Here is a 19019-nt window from a genome sequence, read left to right as displayed (position 1 = left end):
GATGAAAACCTGGCGCTACCTGCTGTGCAGTGCCGCGCTGGTCCTGCAAGGCAGCGTAGGGCTGGTGGCGCATGCCGCCGTCGCCCCCGCCGCCTTGCAGGCACTGGCGGGCGACGACCCCGATGCGCGCATGCAAGCCGTATCCGACATCGCGGCGCAAGCCGATGACGATGCGGCCCGCGTGCTGCATGCACTGAAAAACGAAACCCTGTACGCCACGCCGGACGGCAAGGTGTTCATCGTCGATGGCGGCAGCGCTGTCGACGCGGCCAGCGGCAAGGCCGTCACCGCGCCGGCGACGCTGGACGGCATCGTCGTCAACAACCGCTTGCGCGGCGCCGTCGACGCCGCGCTGTCCGGCCTGGCGCTGCTGTCGCCGCAGCGCGCGGAACGGCTGGCCGCGGCGCGTTCGTTGCAGGGCAGCGAACCGGATGCGGCGCAAACGGCGCTGCTGCGCAAGGCCGCCGCGGCGGAAACCGATGCGGAGATTGCCGCCCTGCTGCGCCAGTTGACGGCAACAGCGGACTTGCGCGCGGCCGATACCGCCACCCGCCGCGACGCCGCGCTGGCGCTGGCCGGCAGCACGGACCCCGCCGTGCGGCGCACGCTGCAGGCGATGCTGGCGCCGGCCGGTAGCGGGGGCGAACCCGATGCCGCGGTGCGCGCCGCCGCCAGGGCCGCGCTGGACGCCATCGACAGCCGCGCCGCGCGCACGGAATTCATCGGCAACCTGTTTTACGGCATTTCGCTGGGCAGCGTGCTGTTGCTGGCGGCGCTGGGCCTGGCCATCACGTTCGGCCTGATGGGCATCATCAACATGGCGCACGGCGAATTGCTGATGATTGGCGCCTACACCACGTATGGCTGCCAGGCGCTGTTCCGCCATTACTTGCCGGGCGCCGTGGACTGGTACCTGGCGGCCGCGCTGCCGGCATCGTTCATCGTGGCGGCGCTGGCCGGCATGGCGCTGGAGCGCACGGTGATCCGCTGGCTGTATGGCCGTCCGCTGGAAACGCTGCTGGCCACGTGGGGCATCAGCCTGATGCTGATGCAACTGGTGCGCACGCTGTTCGGCGCGCAAAACGTCGAAGTGGCCAATCCCGCGTGGATGTCGGGCGGCGTCACCGTGCTGGGCACCTTGGTGCTGCCGTATAACCGCATCGCCATCATCGCATTCGCCTTCCTGGTGGTGGGCGCAGTGTGGCTGGTGCTGACCCGTACCCGGCTCGGCCTGTTCGTGCGCGCCGTCATGCAAAACCGCCGCATGGCCGATTGCGTGGGCGTGCCCACCGGCCGCATCGACATGATGACGTTCGGCCTCGGTTCCGGCATTGCCGGGCTGGGCGGCGCCGCGCTGTCGCAGCTGGGCAACGTGGGGCCCGACCTGGGGCAGGCCTACATCATCGATTCCTTCATGGTGGTGGTGCTGGGTGGCGTCGGCCAGCTGGCCGGCACCGTGATTGCCGCGCTGGGGCTGGGCGAAGTCAACAAGCTGCTGGAACCGGTGGCCGGCGCCGTGCTGGCCAAGATCGCGATCCTGGTGTTCATCATCGTGTTTATCCAGCGCCGCCCGCAAGGCTTGTTTGCGCTGAAGGGAAGGAGTGTCGAATGAACGGCAACGTCATGTTTTCCCGGCCCGCGTGGATCGCGCTGGCAGTGGTGGCGGCAGCGGCGGCAGCGCTGCCGGTGCTGCACCTGGCGTTCCCGCCCGGGCACGCGCTGCACGTGTCGGCCTATGCGATGGGACTGTGCGGCAAATTCATGTGCTATGCGCTTGCCGCGCTGGCGCTGGACCTGGTGTGGGGCTATACCGGCATCCTGTCGCTCGGCCACGGCCTGTTCTTCGCGCTGGGCGCCTATGCGCACGGCATGTATCTGATGCGGGCGATCGGCCGCGATGGCGTCTACCAGAGCGACTTGCCGGACTTTATGGTGTTCCTCGACTGGAGCGCCTTCCCGTGGTACTGGGCCGGCACTGGCAGCTTCTGGTATTGCATGGCGCTGGCGATATTGGTGCCCGGCGTGCTCGCGTTCGTGTTCGGCTATTTCGCGTTCCGCTCGCGCATCAAGGGCGTGTATTTTTCCATCATCACGCAAGCGATGACGTATGCCTTCATGTTGCTGTTCTTCCGCAACGACACCGGCTTTGGCGGCAATAACGGCTTCACGGACTTCAAGCGCATCCTGGGCCACAGCGTGACGGCGCCGGAAACGCGCGCCGTGCTGTACCTGGCGACGCTGGCCTGCCTGGTGGGCGCGCTGCTGCTGTGCCGCTGGATCGCCGCCTCGAAGCTGGGCCGCGTGCTGCAGGCGGTGCGCGATGCGGAATCGCGGCTGATGTTCATCGGCTACGACCCGCTGCGTTTCAAATTGTTCGTGTGGACCTTGTCCGCCATGCTGTGCGGCGTGGCCGGCGCGCTGTACGTACCGCAGGTCGGCATCATCAATCCATCGGAAATGTCGCCGGCCAATTCGATTGAAATCGTGATCTGGGCCGCGGTGGGTGGACGCGGCACCCTGATCGGGCCGATCCTGGGCGCGTTCACCGTGAATGGCCTGAAAAGCTGGTTCACGGCGGCCTTCCCGGACCTGTGGCTGTTCGCCCTTGGCCTGCTGTTCATCCTGGTGACCCTGTTCATGCAAAAAGGAATACTGGGCCTGTGGAAGCGCAAGGAAAAAACCGCCGCTGCCGCCGTGCCGGCCGCGCCGGCGCCCACCACGGAAAAGGAGGCGGCATGAACAGCGTGGTCAAACGCGAGGGGCTCGATACCGCGCACGGCGTGATCCTGTACCTGGACGACGTCACCGTGTCGTTCGACGGGTTCCGCGCACTGAACAAGTTGAACCTGGAAATCGAAGTGGGCGAACTGCGCTGCATCATCGGCCCGAATGGCGCGGGCAAGACCACGATGATGGATGTCATCACGGGCAAGACGCGGCCCACGTCGGGCAGCGCGTATTTCGGCCAGACCATGGACCTGGCCCGCATGAGCGAGCACCAGATCGCCGGCGCCGGCATCGGCCGCAAGTTCCAGCGCCCCACGGTGTTCGAGCAGCACACCGTGTTTGAAAACCTGGAACTGGCGATCCGCATGGACAAGGGCGTGCGCCGCACCTTGTTTGCCCGCCTCGATTCCGCGCAGCGCGACCGCATGGCCGACGTGCTGCGCCTGGTGCGCCTGCACGGCCAGGAAAACCGCCCGGCCGGGCTGCTGTCGCACGGGCAAAAGCAATGGCTGGAAATCGGCATGCTGCTGATGCAGGAGCCGCAATTGCTGCTGCTGGACGAACCGGTGGCCGGCATGTCCGATGCGGAAACCGCGCGCACGGCGGAATTGCTCAATGAATTGCGCGGCCGGCACTCGATTGTCGTGGTCGAACACGACATGGGCTTTGTCGCGGAAATCGCGCAGCAGGGCAAAGTGACGGTATTGCACGAAGGGTCGGTGCTGGCACAGGGCCGCATGGACCAGGTGCAGGCCGACGACAAAGTGATCGAAGTGTACCTGGGGCGATAGGAGCTGCCGATGCTGCAAGTGGAACAAATCAACCAGTATTACGGCGCGGCGCACACGTTGCGCGGCGTGTCGCTGGCGGTGGAACAGGGTCAGTGCGTGGCGCTGCTGGGCCGCAATGGCGTGGGCAAGACCACGCTGCTGAAATGCCTGATGGGCGTGTTGCCGGTGGCGCGCGGCGCCGTGTCGTTCAATGGCCGCGACATCACGCACTGGCGGCCGCACCAGCGCGCCGCCGCCGGCATTGCCTACGTGCCGCAGGGGCGGGAAATCTTTGCGCGGCTGACGGTCGAGGAAAACCTGCTGATGGGGATGGCGGTGCTGCCGCGCCGTGAGGCTGCCGCGATCCGCGACGACGTGTTCGAACTGTTCCCTGTGCTGAAAGACATGCTGCAGCGGCGCGGCGGCGACTTGTCGGGCGGCCAGCAACAGCAGTTGGCGATTGCCCGCGCATTGCTGGCCAAACCGCGCCTGATCATTTTCGATGAACCGACCGAAGGCATCCAGCCGTCCATCATCAAGGACATCGGGCGCGTGATCCGCCTGCTGCGCGGGCACGGCGACATCGGCATCCTGCTGTGCGAGCAATACTTCGACTTTGCCCGCGAACTGGCGGACCGCTTTGTCGTGCTGTCGCGCGGCGAAGTGGTGGCGGCCGGCCCGCAATCCGAAATGGACGGCGAGCATGTGCGGCGGCACCTGGCGGTATAGCCGTCCGCGTTCTCACCAGGGCGGCGGCTCGGCCGCCATGCCGCTGCGCAGCCGCTGCATGGCCAGCGCTGCGGCCGCGGTGCGGGTTTCCACGCCGAGTTTCTCGAACACGTGTTCCAGGTGCTTGTTGACGGTGCGCGGGCTGGTGCCGAGGATATCGCCGATATCGCGGTTGGTCTTGCCCTTGGCCAGCCAGTGCAGCACTTCCGCTTCGCGCAGCGTCAACTTGAACAGCGCCACCAGGGCCTGCACCTGCGCCGCATCCGATTCTTCCCGCAGCACCACCATCCACTGTTCGCCATCGCTGCTTTCGGTGGCGGTCAGCACCAGCCGCGCCTGGCCGCGCTGCACGGTCAGCGGCGCATGGTCGCGTCCCGCGCGGCGCGCGTCGCCGGCGGCGCACAGCCATTGCGCCAGCAGCGGCGGGGTTTCCGGCACGCCAGGGCCGTCCAGGTCGAAATAGCGCTGCAGCCACTGGCGCGCCAGCGGCGTTTGCCAGACGATGCGGCCATCGGTCGGCGTGACGGCCAGCGCCGCATTGCCGAACGCGTCGAGCGCGCTGCGCGCCTGGCGCACCAGGGCGGACGTTTGCAGGTGCGCGGCGATGCGCGCCAGCACTTCGCTTTGCCGCACCGGTTTCGTGACGTAATCGGTGCCGCCCGCGGCAAATGCCGCCAGCACATGTTCGGTTTCCGTCAGGCCCGTCATGAACAGCACGGGGATATGGCGCGTGGCGATGCCCGCGCGCAGGCGGCGGCACACTTCGAAACCATCCATGCCGGGCATGACGGCGTCGAGGAGGATGATGTCCGGCGCCATGTCGTTGGCGCGCGTCACGGCGGCTGCGCCATGGTTGGCCACCAGCACCGTGTAGCCGGATTCGTCCAACGCGTCGTGCAGTACGGCCAGGTTTTCCGGCGCGTCGTCGACGATCAGCACGACGTGGCTTTGCTCGGTGTTCATGGCGGCGTTCATGGTGTGTCTCCTGTTTGCAGCAATTGCGCCATGGCGTCCAGCCTGAAGCCGGCGGCATGGCTGCGCATGGTGTCGATGAAGGGGGCGTATTCGGGACCCAGCGCGGCCAAGCTGTCGAGCTGGCGCTGGACGCCGCGCATGTAGCCGGCCGCCACTTGCTGGCGCAGCGCGTGCAGCGCTTCGGGCGGGGGCAAGGTTGGCGTGGCGGCGGGGTGGCAGGGTGCGGCTTCGGGCTGGGCGGCTGGCGGCGCATTGGCTTCCGTTGTCCACTGCAGTTGCAGCCGCCGCCCGATCCAGTCCAGCAATTCCGCCACGTTGACCGGCTTGACAAAGAAATCGTCGGCCGGGATGCCGGCCGGGTTGTCCAGGCCCTTGTCGTACGCGTTGGCCGAAACGATGGCGATGGACACGTGCGGGCCGTGCAGCGCGCGCAGCAGGCGGCTGGTTTCCCAGCCATCCATGCCCGGCATGGCCAGGTCCATCAAGACCAGGTCCGGTTGCGCTTCGCCGTAGCGCTGCAGGCAATCCGGCCCCGAGACCGCCTGCGCCACGGTAAATCCCAGCGGCGCCAGGATCTGCACCAGCAATTCGCGGTCGACCTGTTCATTGTCGACCACCAGCACCGTGCGGCGCGGCCCCGCATAGCCTGTGCGCACCGGGTCCGGCGGCGCGGCCTGCGCATCGGCGTCGGTATGAATGCGGGGCAGCATCAGCCGCACCTGGAACGTGGCGCCCGCGCCCGGCGTGCTGGCCAGCGTCAATTCGCCGCCCATCAGTTGCACCAGCATTTTGCTGATCGGCAGTCCCAGGCCGGTGCCGGAGGCGGCGCCGTTGTCGCTGGCGCTGCCCCGTGAAAACGGTTCAAAGATGCGCTCGGCCTCGTCGGGCAGGATGCCGGGACCGCTGTCTTCCACTTCGAACACGGCCAGGTCGCGCGCATAGCGCAGCCGGAACACGATGCCGCCGCGCTGCGTGAACTTGACGGCGTTGCCGAGGATATTGATGAGGATCTGGCTCAGCCGCTTGCGGTCGGCCCGCACCAGCGCCGGCATGTCGGCCGGCGCGTCGTAGTGGAACGTCAAGCCCTTGCCGGCCGCCTGCTGTTCGAACATGCGCACGATCTGGTGGATGAAGGCTGGGAACGGCAGCGGGCGGACGTCGAAACTCAGCTTGCCGCCTTCGATGCGGGCGATATCGAGCGTGCCTTCGATCAGCGACAGCAAGTGCTCGCCGCTGCCGCGGATCACGCGGATCGCCTGGCGCCGGTGCTCGGGGATGGCGGCGTCGCCATCGAGCAATTGCGCGTAGCCGAGGATGCTGTTCAGGGGCGTGCGGATTTCATGGCTGATGCCCGCGATGTAGCGGCTTTTCGCCTGGTTGGCTTGCTCGGCCTGTTTCTTTGCTTGCTGCAGTTGTGCATCGGTGCGGCTGTGCAGTTCGATTTCGCGCGTCAGCAAGCCGGTCTGGCGGTTCGATTCTTCCTGCGCCACGCGCCGGCTTTCGCTGGTCAGCACCAGCCACCATGCGACAATGCCGCTGACCAGCGCCAGCGCGCCGAACAGTTTGATGAACGCCAGCTGCAATTGCGGCAGCAGCGCTGGCGCGGACGCGCGCAGCACGGTTTCCTCATGCACGTACACCAATCCCAGCACGCCGGCCAGGAACAGCGCGGTGACGATCATCAGCAACAGGTAGTGTCCCAGCCCGCTGGTGATATAGCGCCAGGCGGAGCGCGGCAGCAGCGCTTTCATGGCGCCTTCCCACTGCGACGAAAAGCGCGCGTGCGGCTTGCAGACGTCGTTGCAGCGCGCATCGAGACAGCAGCACAGCGAACAGATCGGCCCCTGGTAGGCGGGGCAGTGCGCCATGTCTTCGCCTTCGTATTCCTTTTCGCAGATGCTGCACGTCTGCGCGCGGCGCGTGGTTTGCGCCGGGCGCGCCAGGTAATAGCGGCCGCCCGTGGCCCAGGCGATCAGCGGCGCGGTAATGAAGGCGGTGGCCAGCGCGATAAAGGCCGACAACGCTTGCGCCAGCGCGCCGAACACGCCGCTGTGCGCGGCCAGCGACAGGCAGGACGCCAGCGCCATCGCGCCGACGCCGACCGGGTTGATGTCGTACAGGTAGGCGCGGCGGAATTCAATGCCTTTCGGGCTCAGGCCCAGCGGCTTGTTGATGACCAGGTCCGCCACCACGGCCGCGATCCACGACAGCGCGACATTCGAATACAGGCCCAGCACCTGGTCGAGCGCCTGGAACACGTCCAGTTCCATCAGCAGCACGGCGATCAGCGCATTGAACACGGCCCACACCACGCGGCCCGGGTGGCTGTGCGTCAGGCGCGCAAAGAAGTTCGACCAGGCCAGCGAACCGGCATAGGCGTTGGTCATGTTGATCTTGATTTGCGAGACCACGACAAACACGGTGGTGGCCAGCACGGCCAGGCCGCCATGGCTGAACACCATGCCGAAGCCGGCCAGGTACATCTGGTTCGGGTTGGCCGCCTGCGCCAGCGCAACGCCGCTGTCGATGGCCAGCAGCGCCAGCAGCGCGCCGCCCAGCATCTTGGCGATGCCCAGCACGATCCAGCCGGGACCGGCCGCCAGCACGCCGGCATGCCATTGCCACCGGTTGCGCGCGGTCTGGCGCGGCATGAAGCGCAGGAAATCGACCTGCTCGCCGATTTGCGTGACCAGCGCCACGCCCACCGCGCTGGCCGCGCCGAACAGCAATACATCGAATTGGCCGTTGCCGGGCGACTGGCCGGCAAACGCCGCCAGTTGCGCGGGCAAGTCCGGCCGCTTGGCGAGAATGAAGATAAACGGCAGCACTTGCAGCACCAGCCACACCGGCTGCGTGATCATCTGGATGCGGCTGATCAGGGTGACGCCGTGCGTGACCAGCGGGATCACCACCAGCGCGCTGGCCAGGTAGCCCAGCCACAGCGGCACGCCGCCATACAGTTCCAGCGCGTAGGCCATGATGGCCGCTTCCAGCGCGAACAGGATGAAGGTGAACGACGCGTAGACGAACGATGAAATGGTCGAGCCGATGTAGCCGAAGCCGGCGCCGCGCGTCAGCAAGTCCATGTCGAGACCGTGGCGCGCCGCGTAATAACTGATCGGCAGCCCGGTCAGGAAAATAATCAGCCCGACCGCGAGGATGGCCCAGAACGCATTGACGAAGCCATAGTGGATGGCGATGGAGCCGCCGATGGCTTCCAGCACCAGGAACGAAATCGCGCCGAGCGCGGTGTTGGCCACACGGAACACGGGCCACTTGCGGAAGGCGCGCGGCGTATAGCGCAGCGCATAATCCTCCATGGTTTCGCTGGCCACCCACGTGTTGTAGTCGCGCCGGATTTTCACGATGCGCTGCGGCGGTTCGGCGGGCGGCGGGGGCGGCGCTGAGGCTGGCATAGGCTTGGAAGTCATGCCATTTTATAAGCAAAAAATATACCAAGTTCATGGCTGGTCATACCAAAAAATCATACCGTTATCGAAATTCGCCATAAGATTGATGGGTGCTGACCCTCGCGCCTATTCTGCTTCTCAGCAGCAAGCCGTAAAACAATACCAATGGGGGAGAGATGACAATGAACAGGAGATGGCTGCCGGCCGCGACCGCGCTGGCGCTGGTCAATGGCGCGCTGGCGCAGGAAGTGGCGCAGGAAGCGGTGCGAGGCGGGGAGGGCGCTGCGCAGCCGGAAGTGGTGCGGGTGACCGGCTCGCGCATCGTGCGGCGCGATGCCGACACGGCCGGGCCGATGCTGACGATGACGAAAGACGACATCAAGTTCGCCGCGCCGACGTCGGTCGGCGACATGCTGCAAGCGATGCCCAGCGTGGGCGTCAGCCTCAATTCCAACGGCACGCAAGGTACGGCGTTCGGCGTCAGTTCCGTCAACCTGCGCTACCTGGGCAGCGCGGAAGGCAGCGGCAACCGCACGCTGGTGCTGGTCGATGGCCACCGCTGGGTCAGCGCGGCGGGCGGCCGGGGCTTCCGCGATTTCGTCGACTTGAATTCCATCCCGCTGGGCATCATCGACCATATCGAAGTGCTGAAAGATGGCGCGTCCGCCATTTACGGCGCCGATGCGATTGCCGGCGTGGTCAATATCCATACGCGCCGCCGCCTGGACGGCGTGGAAGCGGACTTGCGCATCGGCGAAACGTCGCGCAGCGATAACCGCAATGTCAACGGTTACGTCAACTGGGGCAGGAAACTGGAACACGGTACGCTGTTCCTGTCGGCCAGCTACAACGACAGCAAACCGATCCTGGCGGCCGACCGCGACACCACGCGCACCGCGCTGGCGCCGCTGACGGCGCCGCCCACCAGCCCCCGTGGTCTGTTCGTGTTGCCCGGCCTGGCCAACAATAAATACTTCGGCACGCCGGCCGGCTTCGCGCAAAACGCGGCAGGGGCCATCACGCTCAACAGCGGCGCCACGGGCGCGGGCGCCGGCGCGCTGGCCGACGATGCGTTCCACGTGGCGCGCCTGCCGGACGATTACTACAACACGCAAACCCAGGGCATTTATTCCACCGGTCCCAGCCGCCGTGGCGGCTTGTTTGGCCGCGCCACCTGGGCGCTCAACGAAGACGTGACGGCCAAGGTGGAAGCCATGGCCAGCACGCGCACGTCGAGCCAGCTGTTTGCGCCATTCCCGCTCGGTATCCGTGGCGGCAATGGCTACAGCATCAGCGCCGACCAGGCCTATAACCCGTTCGGCACCGCCAACGGCGTGCCGCAGGCGAATGCGCTGGCGTTTTCCGGCGCCGCCTTCCGCATCCAGCGGGTACCGGTCGAAGTGGGCAACCGCGACAACCGCCAGGATGTCACGACGTCGCGCCTGCTGCTGGGATTGGAGGGGCGGAACTTGCTGGGCGAATGGAACTGGGACGCGACCTTGACGCATGGCCGCAGCCGCGCCACGTTCGATGCGCTCAACCAGCTCAACCTGGACAATGTCTACCGCGCGCTGGCGTCGCCCGCCGCCTGCGCGGCGGCGCCGGGCTGCGTGCCGTTGAATGTGTTCGGCACGATCACGCCGCAGATGGCCGACTATATCCGCTACGACGCGCACGACGCCAACGGTACGCGGCAAACGGATTTCAGTGTGAACGCCACGCGCACCTTGATGGATTTGCCCGGTGGCGAACTGGGACTGGCGGCCGGTTACGAATACCGCAAGGAATCGGCCTATGACCGGCCGGACGCCTTCGCCGCCAGCCTGTCCACGGTGTTACCGCTGGTGGGCGGCGCGCCGCAATCGCCGACCACCGCGCAAAGCCGCGACGTCACCACCGGCAGCTACAGCCTGCACGAAGCGTATGCGGAACTGAGCGCGCCGCTGCTGGCGGGCCTGCCCGGCATTTACCGGCTGGAGCTGGATGCGGCGCTGCGCTATTCGCGTTATTCGACGGTGGGCGGCAAGGCCACGTCCAAGCTGGGCGTGCTGTACAAGCCGGTGTCCACCGTGCTGTTGCGCAGCACGTATGCGCAGGGCTTCCGCGCGCCGTCGATCCTCGAGCTGTACCAGGGCCAGCGCCAGACCAACTTCCAGACCGTCGATCCATGCAACGGCGGCGGCGCCGGGTTGCCGGGTTGCGCGGGCATTCCCGCGTCGTACCAGCAAAGCCAGTACAACGGCGGCCTGACGCGCGGCGTCACGGCCGGCAACCTCGGCCTGCGTCCGGAAACCGCCACCACCGTCAGCTATGGCGTGGCATGGACGCCGGACGCGCTGAAGGGCTTCACCGCCACCGCCGACAAATTCGTCATCAAGGTCAGCGATGCGATCGCCGCGCAAACCGCCACGCAAATCCTGCAATCGTGCGCCAGGACCGGGGCGTTTTGCGACCTGGTGCTGCGCAATCCTTCCGGTGAAGTGCGGCAATTGACGCAAGCGGTGGTGAACCTGTCGCGCATCGAAGTGGCGGGCGTCGATGCCACGCTGCGCTATGTGTTCCCGTTCGGCGGCGGCAAGCTCGATAGTGCGCTCGACTTGTCGTACCTGGAAAAATACCGCAGCGCCGTGCCGCAGCCCGATGGTTCCGTGCTGATCGACGACCGCGCCGGCAAGGGCGACCAGCCCCGTTCCACGTTCCCGCGCCTGAAAGGGCAGGCGTCGCTGCGCTACCTGGCGCCTTCGTACACGGTGAGCTGGAAAGGCCGCTACACGGGCCACAGCAGCGATATCGCGGGCAATGCCGTCAATGGCGGCACCGTCTCATCGGTCCTGATCCATGACGTGCAACTGGGTTACACGCTGCCGGGCGGGAAGACCAGCGTGGCGTTCGGCATCGACAACCTGTTCGACAAGGCGCCGCCGCTGTCGGCCGCCAACAATCCGATCAACTTCGACATCTATACCTACGACGTGCGTGGACGCTATTTCTACGCCAAGGTATCGTCCCGGTTCTGAGGCGCGCATGAGTCATACTCCAACGGGCAAGCGCTGGGCGCTCGATCCCATCATGATGATGTTCGCGGCGCTGGCCGTGGCCATCGCGCTGACGTGGATCATTCCGTCCGGCGAATACCAGCGCCGGGGCGGCGCGGAAACCGCGCTGGTGGTGCCGGGCACCTACCAGGAATTGCACAAGGAAGTCAGCGTGGCGGCGCTGCTGCCGCCCGCGGCCCCGGTGCACGGCCGGGAAGGCGGCGACAAACCTGCCGCCAAGGCGGCTGTACCGCTGACCGCCGTGTCGCCCGCCGCGCTGGTGACGGCCATTCCGGCTGGCCTGGTGAAATCCGCCAACCTGATCTTCATGATCCTGCTGTTGGGCGGCATGTTCGGCGTGCTGCGCGCATCCGGCGCGCTGGACGCGGGCATCGAGCGCCTGCTGGCGCTGACGGGCGGGCGCATCGGCATCGTCACGCCGGTGGTGATGGTGGCGGTGTCCGCCGGCAGCACCTTCCTCGGCTTGATTTCCGAATACCTGCTGATTATCCCGATCGTGGTGGCGCTGGCCGAGCGCATGGGTTGCAGCCGTTTGTATGGCTTTGCCATGCTGACCTTGGCCGCGAAAGTCGGCTACCTGGCTTCCGTCACGAATCCTGTGGCGCTGCTGATCGCGCAACCGATCGTCGGCATGCCCGTGTTCAGCGGCGCCGCGCTGCGCCTGGGTATCTGGGTGCTGTTCCTGGCCATCGCCATTGTCGTCGTGCTGCGGCTGGGACGGGGCGGCGCGCACGCCACCGTGCCGTGCCACGATGCGCCGCTGGCCGGCCGCCACCTGGGCGTGCTGGCGGCCGTGGGCGCCACGGTGCTGCTGCTGATTGGCGGTTCGTCGCTGCTGGGCTGGCGCGATGCGCAATTCGCGTCGCTGTTCGTGGCGGCGGGCGCCATCATGGGCATTGCCGCCGGCATGACACCGCGCCAGGGCGCCCATGCGTTCGTCGACGGCATGAAATCCATGATGCTGGCCGCGCTGCTGATCGGCATGGCGCGCGGCGTGGAACTGGTGCTGCGCGACGGCCGCATCCTCGACACCATCATTGCGTGGGCCTCGCACCACGTGGACGGCATGCCGCCGGTGGTGGTGGCGCCGCTGGTGATGGTGTTTGAAATGTTCCTGACGCTGCTGATACCGTCGACGTCGGCCAAGGCCGCGCTCAGCATTCCCATCCTGGCGCCGATTGCGCAAACGGTCGGCGTCAGCGGGCAAACCACGGTGCTGGCGTTCCTGCTGGGAAATGGACTGGTCAACATGTTTGCGCCGACGTCCGGCATGCTGCTGGCGTACCTGGCCAGCGCGAACATTCCGTATGGCGCGTGGTTCCGCTTCGTCTTGCCCGTGTTCGTGTTGTTTACCGTGCTGTCGGCCGCCGCCACCGTGGTGGCCGTGCTGACCGGCTATTGAGATGGATGGTCCCATGACAGTGAAACACCATCTCGACGGCGCGCCGCTGGCGCAATACGACACCCTGATCACGATGCGCGACGGCGTGCGGCTGGCGGCCGATATTTATTTTCCGCCATCGATGGCGGAAGGCGCGCAGTATCCCGTGCTGCTGGAGCGCACGCCGTACGGCAAACAGGGTACCAATGCGGGCGACCGCAGCGTGGCTGATCCCGTGCCGCGCGCCAAGCCTGCCATCGCCGCCTGGTTCGCCGCGCGCGGCTTCGTCTACGTGATCCAGGATTGCCGGGGGCGCTACGCGTCCGAAGGGGGCTTTACCAAGTACGTCAATGAAAGCGCGGACGGCGTCGACACCATGGCGTGGATCATGCAGCAGCGCTGGTGCAATGGCCACATCGGTACGCTGGGGTTGTCGTATGGCGCCCACGTGCAGACCGCGCTGGCGCCTTTCTCGCCACCCGGCATGGGGGCGATGTTCATCGATTCCGGCGGCTTTTCCAGCGCCTTCCACAGCGGCATACGGCAGGGTGGGGCGTTTGAATTGAAGCAGCTGACGTGGGCCTACAAGCATGCGCTGCTGGCGCCGGCCACGCAGCGCGACCCGGCCCGCAAGGCGGCGTTGCAGGCGCACGATATCCGCGACTGGGTGGCGGTCAACCCGTGGCGGCCCGGCAGCTCGATCCTGGCGGCGGCGCCCGAGTACGAGCAATACATCGTCGAACAATGGCGCAGCGAATGCTTTACGGCGGACTGGCGCAGCCCGGCGCTGTATGCCCGTGGGCACCACGCGCAATTTGCCGACGTGCCGACGGCGTTGCTGTGCAGCTGGTTCGATCCGTATGCGCTGACGGCGGTGGAAAACTACACGGGCCTGTCGCGCATCAAGCAGGGGCCGGTGCGGCTGGTGCTGGGGCCGTGGACCCATGGCCAGCGCTCCGTGACGTACGCGGGCGGCGTGGATTTCGGTCCGGCCGCCACGCTCGATGGCAACCTCGCGCCGGATTACGACACGCTGCGCCACGCGTGGTTTGCCCGCCATTTGCAGGGCGATACGGCGGCGCCGGATTACCTGGACTGCCCCGTCAAACTGTTCGTCATGGGCGGCGGCAGCGGGCGGCGCACTGTGGACGGGCGCATCGACCACGGGGGACGCTGGCGCGACGAGGCGGACTGGCCGCCGCCCACGGCGCGCATGGCGCGCTGGTACCTGCATGCGGATGGTGCGTTGTCGGAAGCGGCGCCGCAGGCAGCGGAGGCCGCGCTGGCGTACGAGGCCGATCCCGCCCATCCGGTGCCGACACTGGGTGGCGCCATAGCCTCCGGGGCGCCGGTGATGGAGGCCGGCAGCTTCGACCAGCATCGGCTCGACGGACGCGACGACGTGCTGGTGTTCCAGTCGGCGCCGCTGGCGCAGGCGGTCGAGGTGACGGGGCAGGTGGAAGTGACGCTGTGGGTAGCGTCGTCGGCGCTGGACACGGATTTCACCGTCAAGCTGGTCGACGTCTACCCGCCCGGCGCGGATTACCCGCACGGTTGCGCGATAAATTTGGCGCATGGCATACTGCGCATGCGTTTCCGCGATTCGTGGGAACATCCCCGTCCGATGGAACCCGATGCCGTCTATCCGATCACGATCAAGGCTTACCCGACCAGCAACCTGTTCGCTGCCGGGCACCGGATCCGCATCGATATCGCCAGCAGCAACTTCCCGCATTTCGACGTCAATCCCAACACGGGGGCGCCGGCCGGCACGCCGTGCGACGCCGTGGTGGCGCGCAACCGCATTTACGTCGACCGTAGCCGGCCGTCGCACGTGCTGTTGCCCGTGGTTCCCCAGGACTGCCCACCCTGACGCGGGGGCCCGATGAGCGGCGGCGAGCGCGACGTGCGTGATGAAATCAGCTTCCGCGCATTGCGCGGTTTCCATGCGATCGTCGCCACCGGTTCCGTGACGGAAGCGGCGCGCCGCATGGGGCTGACGCAGCCGGCTGTCAGCCGCATGCTGGCGCAGCTGGAACAGCAGATCGGCTTTGACTTGTTTTACCGCGACCATGGCAAGCTGGTGCCGACGCAGGATGGTTTGCTGCTGTACGAGGAAGTGGACCTGTCGCTGGGCAGCGTGGAGCGCGTCTACAGCCTGGTGCGCGACATCGCCGATTACCGCGTGGGCCAGTTGCGGGTGGTGGCGCCGCCCAGTTTTTCCGAAGGCGTGCTGCCCGATATCGTGGCGGCGTTCATGCAACGTTTTCCCCGCGTGCGCATGTCGATCGATTCGCGCAGCATCGAGACAGCGAAAGCCATGATTGCCACGCGCGCCGCCGATTGCGGCTTCATCAAGCTGCCGCTGGACCGGCCGGATTTGCGCCATGAAAAAGTCGTCACCAGCGCCACTTGCTGCGTGCTGGCGGCGGACCATCCGCTGGCGGCGCATCCGGTGTTGACGCCGCGCCTGCTGCGTGGGCAACCGCTGATTCTGTTGGGGCTGGGGCGCCTGTCGCGGGTGCAGATCGAAGCGGCGTTTGCCGCCGAAGGCGTGCACCCGGACGTGCGGCTGGAAACCCATACGGTGGGATCGGCCTGCGCGCTGGCCGAGCGGGGGCTGGGGATCTCGCTGGTCAACGACATGCTGGCGCGCTTTTACCTGCGCCCCGGCGCCATTGTGCGCCCGTTCGAACCGCGGCTGGAGCATGAATACGCGTTCGTCACGTCGGCCTTGTCCACGCCCAGCAGGCTGGCCGGGGAATTCCTCGCGCAGACCCGTTTTTATTTCGATAAGGCATACTAATGCCGGGCCCGCAATTGGCGGGCAGACAGGATGCCCATGAATTCAATGAAATTGCTGCTGGCTGTATCGATGGCGCTGCTGGCCGGTTGTGCCGGCCAGCGCACCGCCCCGGAATCGTCCAACCCGCAAGTGCTGCTGCTGGGCGAAGTGCATGACAATGCCGACGGCCACAAGCTGCGCTATGAACAATTGCGCCAGCGGGTGGAAGCGGGCTGGCGCCCCGCCATCGCGATGGAACAGTTCGACCGCGAACACCAGGCGCTGCTGACCAAGGCGCAAAAGGATTGCCGCTATGCGCAGTGCGTGATCCTCGTGATGCAATCGCCGCGCTGGGACTGGCAGCAGTACAAGCCCATCATCGACCTGGCGCTGCATTACCAGTTGCCGCTGGTGGCCGCCAACCTGTCGCGCGCGGATGCATCGAAGGTGGTGCGCGACGGCGTGGCGTCGTCGTTCGATGCCGAGACCATTGCTGCCTATAAATTGAAGGATGCGCTGCCGGCCGATATTTTGCAGGGCCAGCGCAAGGAAATCGTGGCCGGCCATTGCGGCATGCTGCCCGATGAAATGGTACCCGGCATGGTGCATGCGCAGATCGCGCGCGATATCTGGATGGCCAAGCTGGTGCGGGCGCAGCAGCCGCGCGACGTGGTGCTGATCGCCGGCAACGGCCACGTGCGCAAGGACTTCGGCGTGCCGCGCTGGCTGGCCGCTGTCGAGCCGAAGCTCACGGTGCGCAGCATCGGCTACGTGGAACAGGCGCCGGCGCAGGGCGAATATGACAGCCACATCAAGATTGCCGGCAAGCAGCGCACCGATGCGTGCGCCGGCGTCAAGTCCAAATCGTAGATCATGGCCCTGAAGGGGGACAAATGATGGAAACCGTTTATAAGGAAGCGGCGCCCACGCGCGCCGACATCGATGCGCTGAGCGGGCCGGCGCTGCTGGAATTCGGCACCAACTGGTGCGGCTATTGCCGCGCCGCGCTGCCGCTGCTGGCGCAGGCCTACCAGGATTTCGGGCAGGTGCCGCACTTCAAGGTGGAAGACGGGCCGGGCCGCGTGCTGGGGCGCTCGTTCCGCGTGAAGTTGTGGCCGACGTTGATTTTCCTGCGCGACGGCAAGGAAGTCGCGCGCGTGGTGCGGCCGGAAGATGCCGGGGAAATCATCGAAGCCTTTGCGCAAATCACGTAGGGCGGATCGGGTTCATCGAGCCGCCGCGCGTGCGGCTCGTCAGCGCAAGAAGTATGTTGCCGCATGCATCACGGCACTCAGATCAGCGCTTCGGCCATCCCCGCCCGCAAGCGCTCCGTGGCCAGCGCGGCCGCCGCGCCCCGCGTATCGACGTGCAGCTTGTTGCAGATTTGCGCGACGTACGAGTCCACCATGTGCGTGGTGGCGCCCAGCAGTGAACCGATGTCTTCCGTCGTGCGCCCGCGCGACAGCCAGTGCAGCACTTCCGCTTCGCGCAAGGTCATGCGGAACAGCGCCATCAGCGCCTGCACTTGCGCGCATTCGGATTCTTCGCGCAACGCGATCATCCATTGCTCGTGATTGCTGAGGTCCGCCGCCGTGAATTCCAGCCGCGACACACCCCGCATCACGGACAGCGGCGGGTAATCGTGGCCCTTGCGGCGGGCTTGCGCGGTGGCGGCCAGCCAGGCGGCCAGCGCCAGCGGCATGGTGCGCAATTCGGAACCGCCGCCGGCGCCTTTCAGCGCAAAGTATTCCTGCATCCATTGGCGCGCCAGCGGCGTTTGCCAGACGATGCGGCCATTGTGCGGCGTCACGGCCAGCAGCGCATTGCCGAAGGCATCCATGGCGTTGCGCGCCTGGTTCATCTTGCGCGCGGCCGGCATGTGGGCGGCCACCCGTGCCAGCATGTCGTTTTGCCGGATCGGCTTGGTGATGTAATCGGTGCCGCCTGCATCGAAGGCGGCGGCGGTTTCGCCGCTTTCCACCGGCCCGGTCATGAAGATCACGGGGATGTTGCGGGTCGCTTGCAAGGTGCGCAGGCGGCGACAGGTTTCAAAGCCATCCATGCCGGGCATGGTGGCGTCGAGCAGGATCAGGTCGGGCAATTCGCGGCAAGCCTGGTCCAGTGCGGCAGGGCCGCTGGTGGCCGCCAGCACCGTGTAGCCGGATTCGTCCAGCGTATCGTGCAAAGCAGCAAGATTTTCAGGGGCGTCGTCAACGATCAGGACGACATGGCCGGGGCGGCGCGGGGTAGACATGGGGACTCCTTGGTTGATTCTGGTGCGGCCATGCGCTGGTTTGGTGCGCGCACGCCAACGGCGCCACTCGTGATGACGCACGAACCTGACTACTGCAAGAAGCGGGCCTGGCAAATCGGAGGGTGGAAAACCAAAAAGCCCTGGACCGTTGCCGGTACAGGGCTTGAATTCTGGTGGTGATAGCTGGACTTGAACCAGCGACCCTCGCATTATGAATGCGATGCTCTAACCAACTGAGCTATATCACCAGAGCCATGCATTATGACGCCTCTTGCGAAGCCTGTCAACAGCGGGGCTATGAGTTCGTTGGTGGTGATAGCTGGACTTGAACCAGCGACCCTCGCATTATGAATGCGATGCTCTAACCAACTGAGCTATATCACCAAGACGGCCAGCATTATCGCGGCTCATGCTGCGCACTGTCAAGGCAGTCCGCACTTTTTTATGGCTGCACGCTTTGGCCGGGTTTGCTATGCTGGCGCTCCTCGTGTCATTTACATAACAGGAGACTTACGCATGGCCACCAATATCTTCGTCAACCTGCCAGTCCGCGACTTGCAGCAATCCATCGCTTTTTTCACCAGGCTGGGTTACACGTTCAACCCGCAATTCACCGACGAGACTGCCACGTGCATGATCATCTCGGACACGATTTACGCGATGCTGCTGACGCACGACAAGTTCAAGAGTTTCATTCCCACCACGGAGATCGCCGATGCGAAGAAGCAGACGGAAGTGCTGATCTGCCTGTCGCAGGAAAGCCGTGACGCGGTCGATACGCTGGTCAACAAGGCGCTGGAAGCGGGCGGGACCGAGCCGCGCCCGGCGCAGGACTACGGTTTCATGTATGGCCGCGCCTACCAGGACCTCGACGGGCACATCTGGGAAATCATGTGGATGGATGCGGCCGGCTAGGTGCGGCCGCAGTCCAG

At 66.1% G+C, this 19019-nt stretch carries 14 protein-coding genes and 2 tRNA genes; 11 read left to right on the top strand and 5 right to left on the bottom strand.

Annotated features, from left to right (window positions below; all coding sequences use genetic code 11):
* The first annotated feature begins 1 nt into the window (after position 1).
* From urtB to urtE, 4 genes are read left to right on the top strand one after another with little or no spacing between them, the layout of a single operon-like run.
* Entirely contained in the window at positions 2-1612 is a 1611-nt protein-coding gene (urtB, locus tag GJ700_RS22550) for an urea ABC transporter permease subunit UrtB (RefSeq protein WP_154378141.1), read from the top strand.
* Positions 1609-2739, top strand: coding sequence for an urea ABC transporter permease subunit UrtC (urtC, locus tag GJ700_RS22545; RefSeq protein ID WP_154378139.1), 1131 nt, complete (start codon positions 1609-1611; stop codon positions 2737-2739). The genes urtB and urtC overlap by 4 nt, the downstream gene beginning before the upstream one ends.
* Positions 2736-3518, top strand: a complete 783-nt coding sequence (urtD, locus tag GJ700_RS22540; RefSeq protein WP_154378137.1) for an urea ABC transporter ATP-binding protein UrtD — start codon at positions 2736-2738, stop codon at positions 3516-3518. Before urtC ends, urtD begins: the two co-directional genes overlap by 4 nt.
* Positions 3519-3527: 9 nt before the next feature.
* Positions 3528-4226 (top strand): urea ABC transporter ATP-binding subunit UrtE, encoded by a 699-nt coding sequence (gene urtE, locus GJ700_RS22535; RefSeq protein WP_154378135.1) that lies wholly within the window; start codon positions 3528-3530, stop codon positions 4224-4226.
* A 12-nt stretch (positions 4227-4238) separates the two neighbouring features.
* Here urtE and GJ700_RS22530 read toward each other — a convergent pair whose 3' ends face one another.
* Positions 4239-5201 carry a response regulator transcription factor gene (locus GJ700_RS22530; RefSeq protein WP_154378133.1) on the bottom strand — a complete coding sequence of 321 codons (963 nt, stop codon included), beginning with the start codon at positions 5199-5201 and terminating at the stop codon, positions 4239-4241.
* A complete protein-coding gene (locus GJ700_RS22525; RefSeq protein ID WP_229507178.1) occupies positions 5198-8632 on the bottom strand; it encodes a hybrid sensor histidine kinase/response regulator in 3435 nt (1144 codons plus the stop codon). The genes GJ700_RS22530 and GJ700_RS22525 overlap by 4 nt, the downstream gene beginning before the upstream one ends.
* Before the next feature lie 161 nt (positions 8633-8793).
* Here GJ700_RS22525 and GJ700_RS22520 point away from each other — a divergent pair, with 161 nt between their 5' ends.
* The 6 genes from GJ700_RS22520 to GJ700_RS22495 are packed head-to-tail and all read left to right on the top strand — an operon-like array spanning position 8794 to position 17047.
* The gene (locus tag GJ700_RS22520; RefSeq protein WP_229507177.1) at positions 8794-11628 is read left to right on the top strand and encodes a TonB-dependent receptor; all 2835 of its coding nucleotides are present in this window, start codon (positions 8794-8796) and stop codon (positions 11626-11628) included.
* A gap of 7 nt (positions 11629-11635) precedes the next feature.
* Positions 11636-13069 (top strand): YfcC family protein, encoded by a 1434-nt coding sequence (locus GJ700_RS22515; RefSeq protein WP_154378129.1) that lies wholly within the window; start codon positions 11636-11638, stop codon positions 13067-13069.
* Between the two features lie 13 nt (positions 13070-13082).
* Complete coding sequence (locus GJ700_RS22510) at positions 13083-14921, top strand: CocE/NonD family hydrolase (RefSeq protein WP_154378127.1); 1839 nt, start codon at positions 13083-13085, stop codon at positions 14919-14921.
* Between the two features lie 12 nt (positions 14922-14933).
* On the top strand, positions 14934-15854 hold the full coding sequence (locus tag GJ700_RS22505; RefSeq protein WP_154378125.1) for a LysR family transcriptional regulator: 921 nt from the start codon (positions 14934-14936) through the stop codon (positions 15852-15854).
* 36 nt (positions 15855-15890) lie between these two features.
* Positions 15891-16703, top strand: coding sequence for a ChaN family lipoprotein (locus GJ700_RS22500; RefSeq protein ID WP_308700704.1), 813 nt, complete (start codon positions 15891-15893; stop codon positions 16701-16703).
* A gap of 26 nt (positions 16704-16729) precedes the next feature.
* Positions 16730-17047: a thioredoxin family protein gene (locus GJ700_RS22495; protein WP_154378422.1), complete on the top strand. Its 318-nt coding sequence runs from the start codon at positions 16730-16732 to the stop codon at positions 17045-17047.
* 77 nt (positions 17048-17124) lie between these two features.
* Here the strand turns inward: GJ700_RS22495 and GJ700_RS22490 are convergent, their stop codons facing one another.
* The 3 genes from GJ700_RS22490 to GJ700_RS22480 form a co-directional block, all read right to left on the bottom strand.
* On the bottom strand, positions 17125-18087 hold the full coding sequence (locus tag GJ700_RS22490; RefSeq protein ID WP_154378121.1) for a response regulator: 963 nt from the start codon (positions 18085-18087) through the stop codon (positions 17125-17127).
* A 171-nt stretch (positions 18088-18258) separates the two neighbouring features.
* Positions 18259-18335 (bottom strand) — tRNA-Met (locus tag GJ700_RS22485).
* 59 nt (positions 18336-18394) lie between these two features.
* Positions 18395-18471, bottom strand: a tRNA-Met gene (locus GJ700_RS22480).
* A gap of 132 nt (positions 18472-18603) precedes the next feature.
* Between GJ700_RS22480 and GJ700_RS22475 the strand changes: the two genes are divergently transcribed.
* On the top strand, positions 18604-19002 hold the full coding sequence (locus GJ700_RS22475) for a VOC family protein (RefSeq protein ID WP_154378119.1): 399 nt from the start codon (positions 18604-18606) through the stop codon (positions 19000-19002).
* Positions 19003-19019: the final 17 nt, after the last annotated feature.

Source organism: Pseudoduganella rivuli, from assembly GCF_009674485.1.
In the GTDB taxonomy this organism is placed as follows: domain Bacteria; phylum Pseudomonadota; class Gammaproteobacteria; order Burkholderiales; family Burkholderiaceae_D; genus Rugamonas; species Rugamonas rivuli_B.
Note: the sequence above shows the minus strand (reverse complement) of the source record. Positions and strands in the feature narration are given on the sequence as shown.